The organism is Peribacillus sp. FSL K6-1552, assembly GCF_038005205.1.
Lineage (GTDB): Bacteria > Bacillota > Bacilli > Bacillales > DSM-1321 > Peribacillus > Peribacillus butanolivorans.
In genome coordinates, this window is the sequence record NZ_JBBOST010000001.1 from 5,742,897 (window position 1) to 5,762,410 (window position 19,514).

Genomic DNA, 19,514 nt, shown 5'->3' on the forward strand with positions numbered 1-19,514 from the left:
CAATTGATCAAATGCGCTATTAATAAGCCGACTCCATCCGTAATTATGGAAGAGTGATCAAGGATGTATCGATATAACAATTCATCTTTTATATCCATTTGTGTTCCCCTATCTCAACTAATTATTTCATTGAAAAAAGCAACAATAAATCTCCATAACCTTCCCGCTCCATTTCATTTCTAGGAATGAATCGAAGGGCGGCAGAATTGATGCAATAGCGCGTGCCCTTAGGACCAGGACCATCCGGAAAAACGTGACCAAGATGTGAGTCAGCTTCCCTGCTGCGTACCTCCGTCCGGGTCATCCGATGGCTTAGATCCATTTTTTCATTGACGCTTGCCGACATGATCGGCTTCGTAAAGCTTGGCCACCCACATCCGCTATCATACTTATTCCGTGAACTGAAAAGGGGCTCCCCTGAAACGACATCCACATAAATGCCTTCTTCAAAGTGATTCCAATATACATTATCGAAAGGTGGCTCTGTCCCATTTTCTTGGGTGACATGAAACTGACTCTCGGTTAAAGTTTCTCTGAGATGAGCATTATCCTTAGGCCAATTTTCTTTTATGAAAGCATCGCGTCCTGAGCTTTTACGATACAATGCATAACGAAATTGATTTTTCCGATAGAATTCCTGATGGTATCCCTCGGCCTCATAAAATTCCCCTGAGGGTAAAATACCCGTAATAATAGGCTTTTTAAACCGCCCGCTCATCATTAAATTTTCCTTTGATTGCTCCGCTTCCATTTTTTGCTGATCATTTAGATAGTAAATTATTGCCTTGTATTGCTTACCTCTATCCGAGAACTGTCCACCATCATCTGTCGGATCAATTTGCTGCCAAAATATCTCTAATAGTTCTTTATAGGCAATGATTGATGGATCAAATACCACTTGAACAGCTTCTACATGATCAGTCGTACCTGAAATCACTTGTTTGTAACTGGGATTGACTACATTACCACCTGTATAACCCGATGTTACTTTAATAATCCCATCCATATCATCAAAGGGAGCAACCATGCACCAAAAACAACCTCCTGCAAAGATAGCCGTTTCACTCTTATTCATTGTCATCCTCCACTCCCTTTTCCCTTTCATGGCCAATCATTTTATGTATTATATACCAACACGCTAATCCCCTTCAATTCCCATCAAGAAATAGGAGTTTCCCAATCCTCCGAATAATAAAAGGCACTTGGGATATACCCAAGTGCCTTTTATATTAGTCAGTATATTGATGAGCTGTCTAATCCCGTGATTTAAAGAATCACACTGACAATGATTGCTGATAGAATGCTGACAAGAGTCGCACCGTATAGCAACTTCAAGCCGAAACGAGCCACAACATTTCCTTGTTTTTCATGTAGGCCTTTAACAGCACCTGCAATGATTCCGATAGATGAAAAATTCGCGAATGAAACCAAGAAAACCGAAACGATTCCTATCGTCCTATCGCTCAAGGCTGCTGATGCGTCCCCTAAGCTCAGCATGGCAACAAATTCATTAGTTACTAGTTTTGTCGCCATGATTCCGCCTGCAGTCACGGTTTCTGAAATCGGTATCCCCATGATAAAAGCAAACGGTGCAAAAATATACCCCAAGATGTCTTGGAAACTGATGCCGATGATCATATCGAATAAGCTGTTAATTCCTGCAATTAGTGCAACGAAACCAATTAACATCGCGGCTACAGTGATAGCAACCTTAAATCCATCCATGATATATTCCCCAAGCATTTCGAAGAACGACTGCTTCTCTGCCCCTTCTTCAACAGGGAGAATATCATCTTCATCCGTTACCGTATAAGGGTTAATAATGGATGCAATGATAAATCCACCAAACATGTTAATAACAATAGCCGTCACAACATACTTTGGTTCAATCATGGTCATATAAGCACCGACAATCGACATCGACACAGTTGACATGGCCGATGCACAAAGCGTATACATGCGTGAAGGAGGAATAGAACCAAGCTGTTTTTTCAAGGTTATGAAAACCTCGGATTGGCCCACTATTGCTGATGCGACAGCATTGTAAGATTCCAATTTACCCATCCCATTCACCTTACTTAGCAGGAATCCAATCCACTTCATGATGAAAGGAAGGATCTTGAAGTGCTGTAAAATCCCGATTAGTGCTGAGATGAATACGATAGGAAGAAGGACATTTAAAAAGAAGGGCGATGCTCCTTCGTTTACAATCCCGCCAAATACAAAGGTGATCCCTTCATTAGCCCATTCTAAAAGTTTTCCGAAACCATCGGCAATCGAATTGATGATCACTAAACCAAACTTCGTATTTAATAATAGATAAGTTAAAATAAGCTGCATGATCACCATGAGGATAATCGGTTTAATTTTAACTTTCTTCCGGTCACTGCTTGCCAACAAGGCTAGTCCAAAAACAATAAGCAACCCTAAAATTGCTATCAGAAATTTCATGTATTCTGCCTCCACTAAGGTGAATTTTAATGATTGTGCATTAATAGTAGGATACCCTCAAAAATTTTATGCAAACGTTTTCTATTTAATCCATATTACATTACTTGTACGTACATCTTCAAATTTATATATTATACTAATATTTTTTCAAGTGCAATTATTTTCTCTCTTTTTCAAAATGGAAATTTACAGGAATGCTAACTCTCCAAACATAAAGAAAAGGCTCCTCTATATAAGGAACCCTTCTTTACATGCTTTGAATCCTATCAATCAAACACTAAAGACGTATAGTTTTTTTGCAGAAATGTTCTTATAAAAACTTCTACTTGCTATAAACATTCAGGCAACAGTGTTCACTCATCATCTATTCATAAAACATGTAGTTTACTCTAATCTATATGTATATATAATAATTTCTTTTAAGCTGCAGATTTTCTGGACATCACCGACGTGACTAATCCAGCTCCTCCTATGACAAGGACGATAATAGATGTGGCCAAACCACCCACCCCTTGATAAAAGTTGATAACTTTACCTGCTACAGAGTCTCCGCCTTGAAAGCCCCCACCGCTCGGCATCTCACCTGGAGTTCCAGATCCGTTAGGCCCCCCCTGAGGAGGTGTCCCCATATTACCCTGTCCACCATTAGGGGTCGTAGCGGTAGTTGAATCATCGGTCACTGCCGTATCGCTATCCGTTGAATCTTCCGTTGTCGAGTCATCAGTTGTAGCCGAGTCAGTAGTGTTGTTGTTAGTAGGCTGGCCCATCATCCTTTGTCCGGCCATCTCCTCCTGTGTGTCGCCGCCATTCACATACATCATGATGCCGAAAACTGCTTGAACAACTAAAAGGACTGAAGCTACAATCCCAATCAAAAAGTGTAACTTACTAAATTTCACCATATACAATTCTCCTTCGTAACAAAATGTATTATTTCTTATAAGGAGATTATCTAAAAAGACCCTTAATTTTTCCTTAAGTGACTGGGAAAAATAAGAGTCTTTTTTATTTCTATATTTAAATAAAAAGTATTTAAAATCTATTTCTGTTATAGGTCTTTTTAAAACCATTATTTATTTTTTTGGTTTCTAGGAAAAGTTATTTCAAAACGGGTGCGTTCATTCTGTTCACTAGTAACCTTGATGGTCCCTTGATGTGTGTTTACAATCCATTTGGCAATGGATAGACCTAAACCGGAGCCTTCATTTGCTGAACGGGATTGCTCCACTTGATAAAAACGGTTAAAAATCAAGGGAAGTTCTTCCTGTGGGATGCCTCTTCCATCATCCTCTACAGAAAGATTGATGGATGAAGCATTCTTGATGCAGGAAAGGGAAATCTCCCCGCCTTCCTCCGTGAACTTCATGGCATTATCCACCAAAATCACCAATAGCTGATGAATTCTCTCTTTATCCCCATGAAACACCACCTGTTCGGGAGCATGGCTAATGATTGATTTTTCTTGAAAAGAAGCTATATCAGTATACTGTTCCACTATATCCATAAGTAAGTCATCAAGGAAGAAGTTCGATTTCTTAACCTCCATTTGATTCGAATCCGTTCTGGTTAAGGTCAAAAGTCCGTTAACAAGCTTATTCAATCGTCGGACTTCTTTCGAAATGATGGATATATCAACGGCTTTTTCCTCGATTGTCGCTGAAGGTGATTGAAATAGCAAGTCAGCCCGCGATTGAATGACAGCAAGCGGCGTTCGAATTTCATGCGAAGCATCCGAGACAAACTGCTGCTGCTGATCCCAAGATTTCTTGACCGGGATCAGGGCCCGCCCTGCCAGAAGATAGCCTGCGCCTACCGCCACTAGGCTTCCAATTCCTCCACCAACAAACAATATGAGCAACAAGCGATCGAGCATTTCCTTTTCAGAATCCACATTCCGGATGAATTGTACGGTCATCTCTCCATACTCCGTATCGACCTGGGTGGAAAGGGCCCGATACGTGTATCCATTCACCGATATTTCTTCAATCTCATCAAATCTTTTAGGGTAAAATTCCGATTCATTAACCTTTATAAAATTGTCTACACTCAGTCTTGGCTCAATGATCGTTTCATCCGGTCCCCAAACGATGACACTCGGTCCCGGTCCTAAGAGAAACTCACCTTGCGGACGTCCGCCTGGCATTCCTCCATTATTGAAATCCCTGTAATCCTTTTTAAGTGAATCATTGACATCCTTATAGATCTGATTTTCCGTATAGAAATAAATCGTTCTGCTTAATATGGCTATTAAGACAATAAAGACGATAGAATTCAATAATGTTAGTTGAAGCCGTGTTTTTTGGAACATAATGATCCCCTTATGGTTGTTTTAGCATATAACCAATACCCCGAACGGTTTGAATATCTTTATGATAATTGAAAGGTTCCAATTTTTTTCTAAGGTGATGGATGAACACTTCCACAATGGCAATCGTCGTATCTGAATCAAACCCCCAAATGCGGTCGAAAATCTGCTCACGGGTCAATATTTTCCTATTATTTTGAATTAGGTACTCCAGTAATTCAAACTGTTTCAAGGTCATTTTAATGACCTTTCCATCAACCAAAATATCCTTTTCTTTTTCCAACAGTTCAATTCCACGGTATTTCACATGCTGCTCAAGCGATATAATGCCACTCCTTCGAAGAAGGGCACGAATCCTGGCCTTAAGTTCCGGTGCCTGAAACGGCTTGACTAAATAATCATCGCCACCCATTTCCAAGCCTCTGACACGATCCTCAAGCGCATCTTTTGCCGTCAAAAACAAGACACTTGTATCTATTTTTGCATCCCTGATTTTCCGTACGATTTCAAATCCATCGATTCCCGGAAGCATTACATCCAAAATTATGATATCGTATATACTTTGCTGGGCCATGAATAGCCCATCTTCCCCATTATCTGCTGTATCAACTTCATATTCATCCGTCAGAATTTGTCGGATTGATTCTAATAATGAAACATTATCTTCTACCACCAAAACCTTCATACAGGGTACCTCCCAACCGCTTCAATTGTGATATATGTTGATTTTATCCTTTTTCATATGCAAAAGAAAGCGGGCTTTTAATCGCCTGCTTTCTCTCAAATTGTATGTTCATTCGTGACGCAGTGCTTGAATTGGATTTAATTTAGATGCCTTATTGGCAGGAAATACTCCAAAGACAACACCGATAAATATGGAGAATAGGAAGGCCATCATTATCACCGACCACGAATAACTGATTGTTAGGCTTGAAACAACTGAAACCAATTTAGCGATTCCAAGCCCAATTCCTACTCCTAATAACCCACCTAAGCAACTCAAGACAACCGCTTCAATTAAAAACTGAAGTAGAATGGATTTCCGGTTCGCCCCAATAGCCTTTCTGATTCCAATTTCTTTCGTCCGCTCTGAAACAGATACCAGCATTATATTCATAATTCCAATTCCACCTACAAGTAATGAAATACTTGCGATACCACCAAGCATGAGCGTAAACGTATCTGACACCGAGCTCATTGTATCCATTAAATCCTCTTGATTGGACACGGAATAGTTATCACTCTGGCCTGGGAATAATGTCGTCATTGTACCTTGTACTTGATACATCGCACGCTCTACAATATTCTCGTTCTCTGCTTTTAAATACACTGTTCCGATGGTCGTGCTACTCGTAGCACGCTTTGCAGTTGTGATTGGAGCAATGATTACATCATCACCACTTGATCCCATAGAGGTACCTACTGATTTCAACACGCCGATTACCCGATAGGAAACACCGCCAATAAGAACGTTTTGATCCACCGCTTTTTGATTTTCAAAAAGCGTGTCAGCTGTATCAGACCCTAAGACAACCACCTTAGAGCGTAACTCTGTTTCCATATCCGTTAAAAAACGGCCTTGGCTAAGCTCTAAATCCCTCACTGAAATATAGGAGGACGTCGTACCGGTCATTGAAACCTGTGTAGAAGTTTCACCGTTTTTAGCATAAACACGGCCTGTGACCACAGGTGCAACTTCTGATATCCCGCTCAGGTCTTTAAACTGTTCAATTGTGTCATCCGTCAGCTCTACAGAATCTGTATCTGAGACACTGACCGTTAACAGGTTAGTCCCCAAGCTATTGATCTCCTCCTGAACGGACTGTGAAGATCCCTGCCCAATCGAAACAAGCACAATCACGGAGGCCACTCCAATAATAATTCCAAGCATAGTTAAAAAAGCACGGACTTTATTGGTTTTGATACTGCGTATAGCCATCTTCATTGATTCGCTCAGATTCAATCCAATCACCTCCGTTTTCAAACAACTGACCATCATGTATCCGAACGACCCGTGTTGCCTCTTTTGCAACTTCCAAGTCATGGGTAATCAAAATGATTGTTTGTCCCTTTTCATTAAGATTCTTCAGCATTTGCAGTACTTCCTTACTTGTTTTACTATCAAGAGCTCCCGTCGGCTCATCTGCCAATAAAACAGGAGGGTTACCTGCAAGGGCACGGGCAATCGCAACCCTTTGCTGCTGTCCGCCTGAAAGTTGGGTTGGTAAATGGTTCATCCGGTCATTGAGGCCGACCTTTTCTAGACAGGCATTGGCAACTTCTTTTCTTTCCTTTACACTTACACCCCGGTAAACAAGGGGAAGTTCGACATTTTCCAGCGCCGTCAATTTCGCTAACAGGTTAAAGTTTTGAAAGATAAAGCCAATTTTTATGTTTCGAATGGCGGCTAGCTCATTATCTTTCATCTTTTCTACTTCTTTTCCATCCAAAAGATATTCGCCTGTGTCGGGCTTGTCGAGACAGCCAATCATATTCATAAACGTAGATTTTCCTGAACCAGAGGGTCCAATGATAGAAACGAAATCCCCTTTATTTATTGTAAGACATACTTCTTGCAGCGCCTTGACGGTTTCACCGCCCAATTCATACGATTTGGACATGTTTTTAATTTCAATGATGGGTGTCGTCATGTTACTGACCTCCCCTGCCGCCGCTTGGCATTTCATTGCCGCCCGGTATTCCGCCACCGCTCGGCATTCCAATTCCACCACCGCCTTGGCCTCCTCCCATTCCACCGCCACCTGTAGAGCTTTCATTGGAAATGGTAATAGGCAAGGAAACATACTGACCCTCTTCAAGTCCAGATGTTATTTCGATATACTTATCATTACTAATACCCGTCTTAACCACTGTCTTTGTAGTATTAGTTGTTGCATCTTCTGTTGATGCAGATTGTTGGATATTCACATACTTCTCTTCTCCATCGATTTGGACTGCTTCAATTGGAACATAAAGAACATCTTTTACACTATTCGTCACAATACTCACTTCTGTCGACATCCCAATTTTTATATCTCCTGGTTTGTCAATTTTAATCGTCACATCGAAAGAAGAAACGCCATTCTCATATGTACCTTCTTTTGCTACACTTGTTACTTTCCCTGTGAATGTTTCATCTTCAAAAGCACTAGCTGTAATTTCAACTGTTTGTCCTTTCTTAACACTTGAAACATCTAATTCATCAACACTGATCGTTGTTTTTAATTTTTTATAATCCGTCACATGGGCAACCACTTCATTACTTGAAACACGATCCCCTTCTTCTACATTCAACGTAGTTACCGTTCCATCAAATGGGGCAGTTATTGGGTCACTTCCATCCGTGAAGGTAATAAGTTCATCACCTTTTTCAACTATTTCATTTTTCTCTACAAGGACTTCATCGACTTCATCCGTTACGGAAGATGTGATGTCCTCGCTATTTATCGCAGCAACCGAACCGGAACCACTGATTTGAACTTCAAGGTCTCCCTTTTCAACTGTAGTTGTCATCGCCTTAGCAATAACGGGCTGACCATTGTCCTTCATAAAGAACCAAATGCATCCCCCTATAGCTAGTACTAAAACTGCCCCTATCGTTAACCACTTTTTCATCATTTTGCTCCTTTCAGATTTCCTTCATTGAAATCAGTATCACGAAAGAAGCTTAATTTTTCCTTAAGGATTGTTTTTAATTTTCATGGAAGACTGTGTTAAGCAAACGCTTCCCTTTTCATTACCTTTTTAATAATTAACACTACGTCGGACGAAAAAACATTTATTTGAAAATTTTAAATTTACAATATATTCTAATAAATATATACTAAAACTGTTATCAGATACATTGAGTAATGAAAACCCAATTCATATTCAAAGGGGGAACCACATTGGCATTGAACGATTCAGGAGCAAAAGAATCTCAAGTAAGCGCCTCCACGGATTACACCCAGATTGTCCAATCACCATCATTTCAAGAACTCCTAAGAAAAAAACGCAATTTCATCGTCCCACTTTCCATTTTTTTCATGGTCTTTTATTTCACCTTACCTATCTTAACTTCCTATTCTAAAGTTCTTAACTCTTATGCCTTTGGAGCAATCAGCTGGGCTTGGATTTTTGCCTTCGCGCAATTTATCATGACATGGACCCTATGCATTCTCTACTCCAAGAAGGCTGCGACTTTTGACCAATTAGTTGAAAAAATCGTGAAAGAAGCGAAAGGGTAAAGGTGAATATACAATGAATACACTTGCTTTTATTTTATTTTTAATCATTGTTGGTTTAACATTAGTCATTACCTACTTTGCTTCACGTCGCACTAAAACAACGGCTGACTTTTATACGGCAGACAGCAGCCTTACTGGATGGCAAAATGGCTGGGCTATTGCCGGTGATTATATGTCCGCTGCTTCATTTTTAGGAATCGCTGGAATGGTTGCGCTCGCTGGATTTGATGGTTTTTTCTACAGCATCGGTTTCCTAGTCGCTTACCTGGTCGTTCTTTATATCGTGGCCGAGCCGCTTCGTAACCTTGGTAAGTACACACTTGCAGACATGATTGCTGCACGTTTTAATGAAAAGAAGGTGCGCGGTGTCGCTGCCCTGAATACCATTTCCATTTCAACCTTTTATATGATTGCACAGCTTGTCGGTGCAGGTGCACTTATAAAGCTATTGCTTGGAATCGATTATCTATACTCCGTTATCATTGTAGGTATTTTAATGACCGTCTACGTCGTCTTTGGAGGTATGACTGCTACCAGTTGGGTACAAATCGTAAAAGCTGTTTTATTGATGGCTGGGACATTCATTATCTCGGTTATTGTACTGGCGAAATTCGACTTTAGCGTGATGGAAATGTTCAGGCAGATGAAAACAGCAACCCCTCTAGCCGGGGATTTCCTCAATCCAGGTAACAAATTTAAGGATCCATTGGATACCTTATCACTCAATTTAGCACTTGTACTCGGTACAGCTGGATTACCTCATATCCTGATTCGTTTCTTTACGGTAAAAGACGCTATCACCGCTAGAAAGTCCGTTGTATATGCAACTTGGATCATTGGAATATTTTATATCATGACCATTTTCCTTGGCTTTGGAGCAGCAGCTTTCGTTGGATACGACAAAATCATTGCCTCGAATGCGGCTGGAAATATGGCCGCTCCATTGCTTGCCGAAGCTATTGGCGGTGATTTCTTATTCGCATTTGTGTCAGCTGTTGCTTTCGCTACTATTTTAGCGGTTGTCGCAGGTCTCGTTCTATCCGCAGCCTCTGCATTTGCCCATGACTTTTATGGCCATATTATTCGTAAAGGTCAAGCCACTGATAAAGAACAAGTGGTTGCTGCTCGTTGGGCATCGATCGGAGTATCCATTCTCTCCATCATCCTTGCTTTATTTGCTCAAAACATGAATGTAGCCTTCCTTGTGTCACTTGCCTTTGCCGTCGCTGCCAGCGCCAATCTACCAATTATTATCTTCACGGTATTTTGGAAACGTTTTAACACAGCTGGAGCTGTCACAGGTATGCTCGTAGGGCTGATTAGTTCTCTATTACTTGTGTTTCTAAGCCCTAATGTCTGGTCTCCAGTAGAGAGCGAGGCAATATTTGTTGGGGAACCACTATTCCCACTAGCTAACCCTGGCATCGTCTCCATCCCAATTGGTTTTATCGCTGCAATCGCCGGAACACTGTTATCCAGCAAAAAAGCTGATGCCAAAAAATATGACGAAATCGTGGTAACAGCTAACACGGGAATAAAAGATTCTATTTAAAGTTTTTTGACCTATTTAAATTTTATAGTGTAATTATGAGAAGTATAATCCTTTTATCTTCCCAATCAATATAAAAGGAGAGGCAGCTATTCCTAACTGCCTCTCCTTTTTCTGCATCTCAATTATAATTTTGTTCTCTACCTGTTTCTCGAAGATTGAAAACCCTCAGGTTTAATTCTTAAAGCAATAAAAAAGAGGGATAAAGATATTTCTCTTCATTCCCTCTAGTTTCTCATTCTCAATTTCCTTCTATTATATTTAGTTATCAACTGATTTATAACTTCTGCAAAGATCAGTCCCAACGCAATCGCCCCTGCCAGCATGAATGCCTTGGTAGCCAACTGAACAGCTATATTAAAATCATTTTCTACAAAATGCTTCATTGCGTCATAAGACAGCCCCCCTGGTACGAGCGGGATGATTCCTGAGACATTAAAAACCGTGATTGGTGTTTTATACCTTTTAGCAAAATACTGACTGATTACTGCTACGATAAATGCAGCAGCTAGCGTTGCAATTATGCTATTTATCTCATTTTCGACCAAAAAAAAGTATAAAGCCCACCCTAACATCCCTACACAACCGCATTGAAACAATGAATTTTTCGGTACATTAAAAATGACTCCAAAGGCGGCTGAGGCAATGAAACTTGTAATAAGCTGTGCAAACATCCTTTTTCCTCCCCTAAAATCATAAAAGAACAAATGCAACCGATATTCCTGTTCCAATGGCTAAAGCAGTTAAACCTGCATCTGCCCCCTTGGACAGACTGGAAACTAAATGCCCTGCAATTAAATCCCTGACCGCATTCGTAATTAAAAGTCCTGGCACCAGCGGCATCACCGCTCCAATAATTATAGTATCCAAGTTACTACCCACACCGATTTGGACAAACAACATTGCTGCTAATCCCACTACTAGTGAGGCTATAAATTCAGCAAAAAAGCGAACCTCCAATAACCAATGCAAGTAAAGCAGACAAGAAAATCCAAGTCCTCCGGCTATACAAGACCAGATAAAATCACTCCATTGCCCTTGAAACATGATTAAAAAACAACCGCTCGCAATAAAGGCAGCGAAAACCTGAACCCACAAGGGATATCCCATACCTGCCTTTTCAATTTGTTTTAATCGAGAAAAAGCTTCTTGTGGCGTCATTTCCTTACTAGAAATGCTTCGGGATATACTGTTAACAAGCGTTACCTTGTGTAAATCCGTGGACCGCTGGGAAACTCGAATTAATTTTGAGGCTGGGTGCATACCATCCAGAGAAAAAATAATCCCTGTCGGCGTTGAAAAGCTGTGTGAATCCTCGCATCCAAATGCAGCCGCAATTCTGACCATCGTATCTTCTACCCGAGAGGTTTCTCCTCCGTTTTGAAGCATTATTTTCCCCGCAAGCAAACATACATCTATAATTTCATTGTAATGTAACTGATCATTCATTATATCCTCTCCATCACCTTTAACGTACGAGCTTATATCGGGTAACAAACTTACCAGTTTAAATCCATCTCATAATAGCCCAATTTTCATGAAAAGGATATAAAAATATTTCCTCATTTAATTAATTATTTCCACCAATGTCGTTCTGACTGTCTTAGTTCCAGTATTCCCTTTATTCAATGCTAAAATCGCTTAGATAATTGAATGATTCGGTAGTTCTCTATTGTTCACTAGGAGAGGTATAGATCAGCATTCCTTTTTCTACAATAAAAAGGAATGCGGCACAAAACCTGCATCCCTCTTTATTGTTAGTTATTGCTGACTCTTTTATATTTTGTTAATTTCACCGAGTTTGAATGTACCAGTGCCCTGCACTACAATATTGGTGCGTTGCACTGGAATTTAAGACCCCAGCATCTACCTCTATATTACTTTTTGAATAAACGCATCTACTGTTTTATTAAACAAACCACTTTCTTCTATAAAAGGGCAATGACAACTATCTTCAAAAATAACAAGTTCAGAATTCGGAATGTTCTTCTCCAAATGTACTCCTGCCGCAACAGGAATGACCTTTTCATGCCTTCCAAAGCAGAGAAGTGTAGGAACGGTAATTTCAGGCAAGAAATCACGATAGTCAACAATTGATTGATCAAATAGGATGGCACTGGCAATGGATGCCGGCATTTTCGTTACTTCCTCAAGCATCCAGTTTGCATCCCCTGCAGATAACTCATCTTTAAACATAGATGTAAGAAAGCCTTGTAAAAAGAGGGAACGATTCGTTTGAATCTCAGTCATGAAGGCAATCAATGTGTCGATATCAAAAGCCCCAATATCAAAATCGGGCCATTTAAAATCTGATGCCAATTCATCCACAATTACAGTTGAATGGACATTATCCTCGCCGAATTGCTTGAGATAATCCCATACGACGAAAGCCCCCATAGACCAGCCTACTAGTATTACATCCTTTAATCCTTGTTTATCAATGAACGCATGAAGATCTTTTGCATAAACAGAGACCGTATTTCCGTTATGAACGTGGGTTGACTGACCATGGCTTCTTAAATCAAGTAAGATAGTTCTGTACTTCTCTGAAAAGTACGGAAGCTGTCTTGTAAAGAACCGGCTACTCATCCACACTCCATGGATAAAAATAATTGGCCTCCCTTGACCCTTTTCTTCATAATATAACTGGACGTCCTTTTCAACCTCAATAAATGCCATCGTATCCCTCCTCCATAACATTTTTACAAATAACCCCTTCTTATTATTTATTGCGTTTCATCTTTTAACATTCCTTCCTATAAAAAAATATTGTCAAACTTCATTCTAGAGCTGATAATGAAGTTTAATATTTATTGACACCTTCATCCTGAAAGGACGGAATTTTTCATGAAGAGCTTTTTTAAAAACTATCGATCCTCTTTAGTATTACTCTCTGCAATTATTATTGGTGGGATAGCGGGCGTCGTTTTCGGTGAGAAAACCTCAGTCATACAGCCTCTAGGGGACTTATTTCTAAATCTAATGTTCACAATCATCGTCCCATTGGTATTTTTCAGCATTTCTTCTGCTATTGCTAATATGAGCGGGATGAAGCGTCTCGGGAAAATCATGGGCAGTATTGTTGTCGTTTTCCTGACTACAGCCGCTTTAGCTGCCGTAATTGGTTTTATTGGGACAACTATTATTAATCCTTTGGAAGGCACTGATACGACAGCTATTAAAGAACTGATGGAAAGCAGTTCCTCTGAAGAAACCATTGAAGAAGTTTCTTTCCTTAGTCAACTGGTTAATACTGTAACCGTGTCCGATTTTCCAGAACTGTTTTCTAGAAGCAATATGCTTCAACTTATCGTTTTCTCTGTATTAATTGGATTATCCACCGCACTGGTAGGTGAGAAAGCGAAACCGATTACTGAGTTTTTAACAGCGGGTACAGCTGTTATGATGAAAATCGTAAAAATTGTTATGTACTATGCACCAATCGGACTTGGCGCTTATTTTGCGGCTATTATCGGCCAGCTAGGACCGCAGATTTTAGAAGGCTATGCACGTGCCTTCATTCTTTATCTAGTTTTAGCTTTAATTTATTACTTCGGCTTTTTCACCCTATATGCCTTTATCGCCGGTGGGAAAGAGGGAGTTAAACTATTTTGGAAAAATGCCTTCACACCATCTATTACAGCCATTGCTACCTGTTCAAGTGCCGCGTGCATTCCGGTCAATTTGGAAGCCGTCAGAAAAATGGGTGTGCCAAAGGACATCGCAGAGACGGTCATCCCGCTTGGAGCCAACACTCACAAAGATGGTTCTGTATTTGGCGGGGTGTTGAAAATTGTTTTCCTATTCAGCTTATTTGGCAAAGATATGACAAGTATCTCCAGCATTCTAAGTATACTGGCTGTTGCCTTTTTGGTCGGCGCTGTTATGGGGGCCATTCCTGGAGGTGGCATGATAGGAGAAATGTTGATTCTAAGTGTATTCGGCTTTCCTGTTGAAGTTCTGCCGATTATTGCTGTTATCTCCACGATTATTGATGCACCTGCTACACTACTTAACTCAACAGGAAACACCGTTTGCACCATGCTTGTCACACGACTGGTCGAGGGGAAAAACTGGTTAAAACAGGCGTTTGTTAAGGAAGATTCTGTGGTGTGATTATCTGATATCGAACTGACTCCAAGACAATCTGGAGTCAGTTTTTTTTTACTATTTTCAATAATTGTCTTTCTAGTAGTTTTTTAATCGACAAGGAGTTATGTATCCTTACATAGAATTAAAGAATGAGGAGGGATTTAATGTTAAAATGGTTGCCTGCTGTAATCCTTTTCATGGGACTGCTATATATTTTCTTTATACCTGAAGAGCCTTTAGTAATAAAAATTCTTTTCAAGATTATTCCTATGTTATTGATTTTGCTTTATGCCTACACGAAAAATGAGGGAAAACGGACTCGTTATCAATTCTTAATTCTTCTCGGTTTACTCTTTTGCATGCTTGGAGACGGCTTGTTGATCTGGTTTGTCATTGGTCTTTCCGCCTTCTTAATCGGTCATCTTTTCTATATTGCCGCATTCCTCAACACATGGAGCTTTTCATGGATCCGATTTGCAACCATTCTTCCCATTGCTGGTTATTCCACTTGGATAGGCCGTGAAATTGTACTTTCTTTGATTGAAAAAGGTGAAAACAGCCTAATCATTCCTGTCATTTGCTATGTTACGGTAATTTCTCTCATGGGATGGGCGGCATTTATGACCGGAAATATAGCCGCCATTATTGGGGGGCTGCTGTTCGTCATTTCTGACTCCATTTTATCCTGGAACAAATTTGTTGAAGATATTACCTTTTCTGGCCCACTGATTATGTTAACCTACTATACAGCTCAGTTTTTCATCGCTAACAGCATCAGCTCGAAACCTGCTTTCCTTTCATCGAGCAACCGGAAAAATGGGCGAGCTATCGCCAGCAAATTCTGAGCTAAGCCGTTCCACATGAAACAATTCCCCACGAATAAAAGGCATTCACAGTTCTAATTAAACTGTGAATGCCTTTTTTCATCCATTAATTTTCTTAATGAAAACTACTTTTAAATAGTTACCTTCCTTATAATCCGAACTTGTTTTAAAATCTGCCGGCAATGAAAACTCTTCCATGAGTTCATATTTACCATTCATTTCTCTAAAGGCTGCCTCAATAAAGCTTTTAAATTTCTTCATGTCAAACGTACTGCAGTTGGTTGACGCTATAATGACCCCATTGTCTTCTGTTATGGAAATAGCATCCTTCAATAAATTCGTATAGTCTTTTCCGGCACTGAAGGTGAATTTCTTTGACTTGGCAAAGCTGGGTGGATCAAGAATGACCATATCAAATTTCAGAGCCTTCTTAACTGCATATTTAAAATATTTAAATACGTCCATCACGACGATATTCTGCGTTTCAGGATCTATCTCATTCACACTGAACTGTTCAATCGTTTTCGGTAAACTGCGATTCGCCAGGTCCACACTAGTCGTTTTAACGGAACCTCCTAAAGCAGCAAATACAGAAAATGCTCCAGTGTAAGAGAACATATTCAGCACGGTCTTTCCTTTTGCATATTTATCTCGAATCGTCCTTCTAACCTCACGCTGATCAAGGAAGACACCGACCATGGCCCCATCATTCAAATAAACAGCGAAACGGACCCCATTCTCCTTGACAAGAAGCGGAAATTCCGGCTGCTCCCCCATAACAAAATCGTCTTCATCTACATATTGACCCTTTGTATCAAAGCGTTTCTTCTGATAAATGGACTTGACCTCGACCGTATTCTGCAGGGCCTTAATGATATAGTCTTTAAATGAATATATCCCTTTGCTGTACCAGCTAATGACGTAGTGACCATCGTAATGATCAATAATTAACCCGCCAATCCCATCTCCTTCTCCATTGAACAAGCGGAAAGCAGTAGTTTCTGTATCTTCAAAAAATGGCTTTCGGTAATCATACGCTGTTCTGATTTTTTCATTGAAAAATGATTGATCAATTTTATCATTCTCCTTTTGAGTCAATACCCAGCCATAGCCTTTATTTTGTTTCCCATAATACCCCTTTGCTAAAAAACGATTGTTCTCGTCAACCAAACGCACTAAAGATCCCTCATCTTGAAGGTCATTGAGATTGCCAATCGACTCTTTCGCAATCAAGGGAAAGCCTTTGGCGATTTTATTTACAAACTTAGCTTTCACTTTTATATCTATTTCTTTTCCCATATATATCATCCTATCTATGCAATTGCTTTCCTCCCCATTTTACCCTAATCCCTTTATAAATAAAAACCAGCCTGGTTCCTTCACCAGGCTGGTTTCCTAAAAATCTTTGATTATGATACTTCTAAATGAAGATCTCCTGGTTTTACTTTACCCATCATCTTCAATACTCGATGTAAGGCGAGGGTGATTACAGCTGGCAAGACCATACCCACCGCCACATAAACCAGGAACGTGTATAACCCTTGCCCTGTAATGATAGCAATCGGGGCAATTAATGAACTTAAGCCCATTCCTCCAAGCTCATACGGTACTTGGAAATCGAATGCCAACGTAGCGATTGGAGCACAAATGATTGCCGCTACAAATGGCGGGACGACATATAATGGTTTTTTGATTAAGTTAGGAAATTGAACTTTCGGCGTAACAACCATCTGTGCAAGGAACCCACCCATATCATTATCTTTATAAGACATGACAGTGAACCCAACAAATTGAACGGTACATCCGATTAAAGCTGCCGCACTAGAAACAGGATCTAACTGTAGGGCTATCGCTAGAGCAGCGGAAGAAGCTGGTGTCATCAATAATATGCTCCATACTAATGCAATGACCATGGAACCAATTAATGGAGAACCTTCGACCTGCGCTGTAATTTGACTGCTTAACCATGTCAGGAACGGTGTCGTAACAAGCGCTAGGCCATATCCAGAAACCCCACCGACAAGTACTGCAGCCAATGGAATGGCCATAATATCCAATTTCGTTTTACCAATTAGACGCTTACCTACATATATTGCGATTAATGCTGCCAAAACGGCACTTAGTGGCTGACCCGTAACAATCGTAAAGACACCCTCAGCAGTTCTGTTAATGGCAGCGCCACCTACTGCACTTGAAGCCATGGCACTAAAAATAATTAATGAATTTCCTCCTAGCTGATAGGCGATACCTGCTCCTAAAGCTGGGGCTAGTAAGACCTTTGCGGCCCCACCTATTGCCAGGAGGACCTCCCAATCTAAATATCCCCCTATGGATTCAAACAATAACCCGATCCCTAACGTAACCAAAACTGCATTAGCTATCCCTGTTGATGCCTTGTACATTCGATCGTTGATGTATTCTTTCCTGCTCACTTAATTTCCACTCCTTATTAATTATCAGAATATTCAATTTAATAAATGAAAAAAAATCCCTGTTATTTGGAAGGGTACACCACTTGTTTTTACTTAAGCGTCTTGTTATAAAGTTCACAAGCAAGGCTCAAACAATTCCACATAATCAATCCCACTAACATAATAAGAGAATAATAATATGAAGTAATTCATTTGAATTACTACTCATCTAATTCTCCGCCTCCAATAATGTCTGTTCGTATAATAACATGAATTTTCTGATAATGTAAGCAGTATTTTTATTCTAGTAAAATAAAAACGCTTACAAAAATGGAGTATATATTGCTTTTATATACAATTAAATCTAATAATGTATTATTTTAAAATAAATTAATCCTTTTATTATTAAAAACTCTAAAGTATCTGCTTTTCAACCTGAATAGTCAGTACATTATTTCGATATAGGTTTCCAGTATTTACACTACATTCATTTCTCTTTTAATAAAAAAAGAGAACCCAATTAAATTGGATTCTCTTCCAGACTATGGTTTAAATGTGGATCTTTCATAAAGCTATTTAAAATTCCCTTACGGCTAGCTTTTAACTTTTCTTCTATTGAAAACCTTCCAAAGTTGCAAAGGTGTCTCTCAGGAATTGATAAAATAGTTTCTCCGTTGGCATTAACTCCCTTTCAGTTGGAATAATAACACCTACAGCCCTAGTTACGGCTGGTTCATCCAACGGCAGTCTAACTGTAAAACGAGGCAAGCTGTCAATCAGAGAGATTTCTGGTATTAAGGTTACGCCAAGTCCTGCTGCCACCAGACCTTTTATAGCATCAGTATCTTTTCCTTCAAATGCCACTTCTGGCTCGAAACCGTGTAGTTTACATGCCTTCATGACAATATCACGTAAAACATACCCCTTTGGATATACGATGAACGGATTTCCTTGAAGTTCATTTAAGTTTAATGATTTCTTCGAGGCCAAAGGATGGCTTTCTGACAAAAGAGCAACTAAGTTCTCAATAAATAGAGTTTCTCCGTGAATTTTCTTTTCGTTCACCGGTAGAGGTCCAATTAAGGCCATGTTAATATTTCCTTTTATAACAGAATCGATCAGGTAGCGATATGAGCCTTGTTTCAAGGTGAACTTCGCCTGCGGGTAAATCCCTCTGAAATCAGAAATAACCTTTGGCAATATATAGGAAGCTAAACTACTTGGAAAGCCAATACGAATTGTTCCTTTTTCCGGATTTAAGCTCTCAGCCAGCTCACGCTTTGAACGATCAATTATATCCATAGCTTGTTCCATATTAGCTAAAAATGTATGTCCTATAGGCGTCAGCTTAATCTTCCGTCCTTCGCGGATAAATAAAGGCACACCTAATTCTTCTTCTAAATTATAAATTTGACGACTGACTGCAGACTGGGCAACATGCAAAGCCACTGCTGCTTCCGTCATATGTTCACGCTTTGCCACTTCAATGAAATATTCGATTTGTCTTAATTCCAATGTAAGCTCCTTCTTTCATATCAAAACAGCATGTTATTTATCTAATATTCAGATTGTTTCTTTCAAATTTAAATTATATCATGAAAGTATCACATAAAAACCTATATATATATTCAAATATATTTTCATGACTTTATTACC

The 19,514-nt window shown here is 39.7% G+C and carries 18 protein-coding genes; 4 read left to right on the forward strand and 14 right to left on the reverse strand.

From position 1 onward, the window contains the following. Positions 1-121 precede the first annotated feature (121 nt). The 8 genes from msrB to NST21_RS27620 form a co-directional block, all read right to left on the reverse strand. The gene (gene msrB, locus NST21_RS27585; protein WP_340892379.1) at positions 122-1,081 is read right to left on the reverse strand and encodes a peptide-methionine (R)-S-oxide reductase MsrB; all 960 of its coding nucleotides are present in this window, start codon (positions 1,079-1,081) and stop codon (positions 122-124) included. Between the two features lie 185 nt (positions 1,082-1,266). Next, positions 1,267-2,451 carry a NupC/NupG family nucleoside CNT transporter gene (locus tag NST21_RS27590; protein WP_057216208.1) on the reverse strand — a complete coding sequence of 395 codons (1,185 nt, stop codon included), beginning with the start codon at positions 2,449-2,451 and terminating at the stop codon, positions 1,267-1,269. Between the two features lie 419 nt (positions 2,452-2,870). After that, the gene (locus tag NST21_RS27595) at positions 2,871-3,353 is read right to left on the reverse strand and encodes a hypothetical protein (protein ID WP_340892380.1); all 483 of its coding nucleotides are present in this window, start codon (positions 3,351-3,353) and stop codon (positions 2,871-2,873) included. 167 nt (positions 3,354-3,520) lie between these two features. Continuing rightward, positions 3,521-4,759 (reverse strand): sensor histidine kinase, encoded by a 1,239-nt coding sequence (locus NST21_RS27600; RefSeq protein ID WP_340892381.1) that lies wholly within the window; start codon positions 4,757-4,759, stop codon positions 3,521-3,523. Between the two features lie 10 nt (positions 4,760-4,769). Continuing rightward, on the reverse strand, positions 4,770-5,441 hold the full coding sequence (locus tag NST21_RS27605) for a response regulator transcription factor (RefSeq protein ID WP_098177079.1): 672 nt from the start codon (positions 5,439-5,441) through the stop codon (positions 4,770-4,772). A 108-nt stretch (positions 5,442-5,549) separates the two neighbouring features. Further along, on the reverse strand, positions 5,550-6,719 hold the full coding sequence (locus tag NST21_RS27610; RefSeq protein WP_340892382.1) for an ABC transporter permease: 1,170 nt from the start codon (positions 6,717-6,719) through the stop codon (positions 5,550-5,552). Continuing rightward, positions 6,667-7,407: an ABC transporter ATP-binding protein gene (locus NST21_RS27615; RefSeq protein WP_056522096.1), complete on the reverse strand. Its 741-nt coding sequence runs from the start codon at positions 7,405-7,407 to the stop codon at positions 6,667-6,669. The genes NST21_RS27610 and NST21_RS27615 overlap by 53 nt, the downstream gene beginning before the upstream one ends. Position 7,408: 1 nt before the next feature. Beyond that, positions 7,409-8,371 carry an efflux RND transporter periplasmic adaptor subunit gene (locus NST21_RS27620; RefSeq protein ID WP_340892383.1) on the reverse strand — a complete coding sequence of 321 codons (963 nt, stop codon included), beginning with the start codon at positions 8,369-8,371 and terminating at the stop codon, positions 7,409-7,411. 335 nt (positions 8,372-8,706) lie between these two features. On the opposite strand from NST21_RS27620, the gene NST21_RS27625 reads away from it, so the two are divergent. Next, positions 8,707-8,982 (forward strand): DUF485 domain-containing protein, encoded by a 276-nt coding sequence (locus NST21_RS27625; protein ID WP_377375636.1) that lies wholly within the window; start codon positions 8,707-8,709, stop codon positions 8,980-8,982. 13 nt (positions 8,983-8,995) lie between these two features. After that, entirely contained in the window at positions 8,996-10,534 is a 1,539-nt protein-coding gene (locus NST21_RS27630; RefSeq protein ID WP_056522083.1) for a solute symporter family protein, read from the forward strand. A gap of 224 nt (positions 10,535-10,758) precedes the next feature. On the opposite strand, the gene NST21_RS27635 is transcribed toward NST21_RS27630, so the two are convergent. From NST21_RS27635 to NST21_RS27645, 3 genes are all read right to left on the reverse strand, one after another. Continuing rightward, positions 10,759-11,205: a threonine/serine exporter family protein gene (locus NST21_RS27635; protein WP_056522081.1), complete on the reverse strand. Its 447-nt coding sequence runs from the start codon at positions 11,203-11,205 to the stop codon at positions 10,759-10,761. A 19-nt stretch (positions 11,206-11,224) separates the two neighbouring features. Continuing rightward, positions 11,225-11,980: a threonine/serine exporter family protein gene (locus tag NST21_RS27640; protein WP_056522078.1), complete on the reverse strand. Its 756-nt coding sequence runs from the start codon at positions 11,978-11,980 to the stop codon at positions 11,225-11,227. A 423-nt stretch (positions 11,981-12,403) separates the two neighbouring features. Then, positions 12,404-13,210: an alpha/beta fold hydrolase gene (locus NST21_RS27645; RefSeq protein ID WP_056522075.1), complete on the reverse strand. Its 807-nt coding sequence runs from the start codon at positions 13,208-13,210 to the stop codon at positions 12,404-12,406. A 168-nt stretch (positions 13,211-13,378) separates the two neighbouring features. On the opposite strand from NST21_RS27645, the gene NST21_RS27650 reads away from it, so the two are divergent. Both NST21_RS27650 and NST21_RS27655 read left to right on the forward strand, forming a co-directional pair. Then, positions 13,379-14,647 carry a dicarboxylate/amino acid:cation symporter gene (locus NST21_RS27650; RefSeq protein ID WP_053348360.1) on the forward strand — a complete coding sequence of 423 codons (1,269 nt, stop codon included), beginning with the start codon at positions 13,379-13,381 and terminating at the stop codon, positions 14,645-14,647. 140 nt (positions 14,648-14,787) lie between these two features. Beyond that, the gene (locus tag NST21_RS27655) at positions 14,788-15,468 is read left to right on the forward strand and encodes a lysoplasmalogenase (protein ID WP_340892384.1); all 681 of its coding nucleotides are present in this window, start codon (positions 14,788-14,790) and stop codon (positions 15,466-15,468) included. Positions 15,469-15,546: 78 nt separating this feature from the next. Here NST21_RS27655 and NST21_RS27660 read toward each other — a convergent pair whose 3' ends face one another. From NST21_RS27660 to NST21_RS27670, 3 genes are all read right to left on the reverse strand, one after another. Beyond that, positions 15,547-16,746, reverse strand: coding sequence for a class I SAM-dependent rRNA methyltransferase (locus NST21_RS27660; RefSeq protein WP_201187690.1), 1,200 nt, complete (start codon positions 16,744-16,746; stop codon positions 15,547-15,549). A 110-nt stretch (positions 16,747-16,856) separates the two neighbouring features. Then, the gene (locus NST21_RS27665; protein WP_340892686.1) at positions 16,857-17,849 is read right to left on the reverse strand and encodes a PTS transporter subunit IIC; all 993 of its coding nucleotides are present in this window, start codon (positions 17,847-17,849) and stop codon (positions 16,857-16,859) included. A gap of 621 nt (positions 17,850-18,470) precedes the next feature. Next, positions 18,471-19,373 carry a LysR family transcriptional regulator gene (locus NST21_RS27670; RefSeq protein ID WP_340892386.1) on the reverse strand — a complete coding sequence of 301 codons (903 nt, stop codon included), beginning with the start codon at positions 19,371-19,373 and terminating at the stop codon, positions 18,471-18,473. Positions 19,374-19,514 lie beyond the last annotated feature (141 nt).

Coding starts and splice junctions, on each gene's coding strand:
- NST21_RS27590 (WP_057216208.1), bottom strand. CDS start 2,451: ATGAAATTTCTGATAGCAATTTTAGGGTTGCTTATTGTTTTTGGACTA.
- NST21_RS27600 (WP_340892381.1), bottom strand. CDS start 4,759: ATGTTCCAAAAAACACGGCTTCAACTAACATTATTGAATTCTATCGTC.
- NST21_RS27655 (WP_340892384.1), top strand. CDS start 14,788: ATGTTAAAATGGTTGCCTGCTGTAATCCTTTTCATGGGACTGCTATAT.
- NST21_RS27640 (WP_056522078.1), bottom strand. CDS start 11,980: ATGAATGATCAGTTACATTACAATGAAATTATAGATGTATGTTTGCTT.
- NST21_RS27645 (WP_056522075.1), bottom strand. CDS start 13,210: ATGGCATTTATTGAGGTTGAAAAGGACGTCCAGTTATATTATGAAGAA.
- NST21_RS27595 (WP_340892380.1), bottom strand. CDS start 3,353: ATGGTGAAATTTAGTAAGTTACACTTTTTGATTGGGATTGTAGCTTCA.
- NST21_RS27650 (WP_053348360.1), top strand. CDS start 13,379: ATGAAGAGCTTTTTTAAAAACTATCGATCCTCTTTAGTATTACTCTCT.
- NST21_RS27615 (WP_056522096.1), bottom strand. CDS start 7,407: ATGACGACACCCATCATTGAAATTAAAAACATGTCCAAATCGTATGAA.
- NST21_RS27665 (WP_340892686.1), bottom strand. CDS start 17,849: ATGTACAAGGCATCAACAGGGATAGCTAATGCAGTTTTGGTTACGTTA.
- NST21_RS27660 (WP_201187690.1), bottom strand. CDS start 16,746: ATGGGAAAAGAAATAGATATAAAAGTGAAAGCTAAGTTTGTAAATAAA.
- msrB (WP_340892379.1), bottom strand. CDS start 1,081: ATGACAATGAATAAGAGTGAAACGGCTATCTTTGCAGGAGGTTGTTTT.
- NST21_RS27620 (WP_340892383.1), bottom strand. CDS start 8,371: ATGAAAAAGTGGTTAACGATAGGGGCAGTTTTAGTACTAGCTATAGGG.
- NST21_RS27630 (WP_056522083.1), top strand. CDS start 8,996: ATGAATACACTTGCTTTTATTTTATTTTTAATCATTGTTGGTTTAACA.
- NST21_RS27605 (WP_098177079.1), bottom strand. CDS start 5,441: ATGAAGGTTTTGGTGGTAGAAGATAATGTTTCATTATTAGAATCAATC.
- NST21_RS27635 (WP_056522081.1), bottom strand. CDS start 11,205: ATGTTTGCACAGCTTATTACAAGTTTCATTGCCTCAGCCGCCTTTGGA.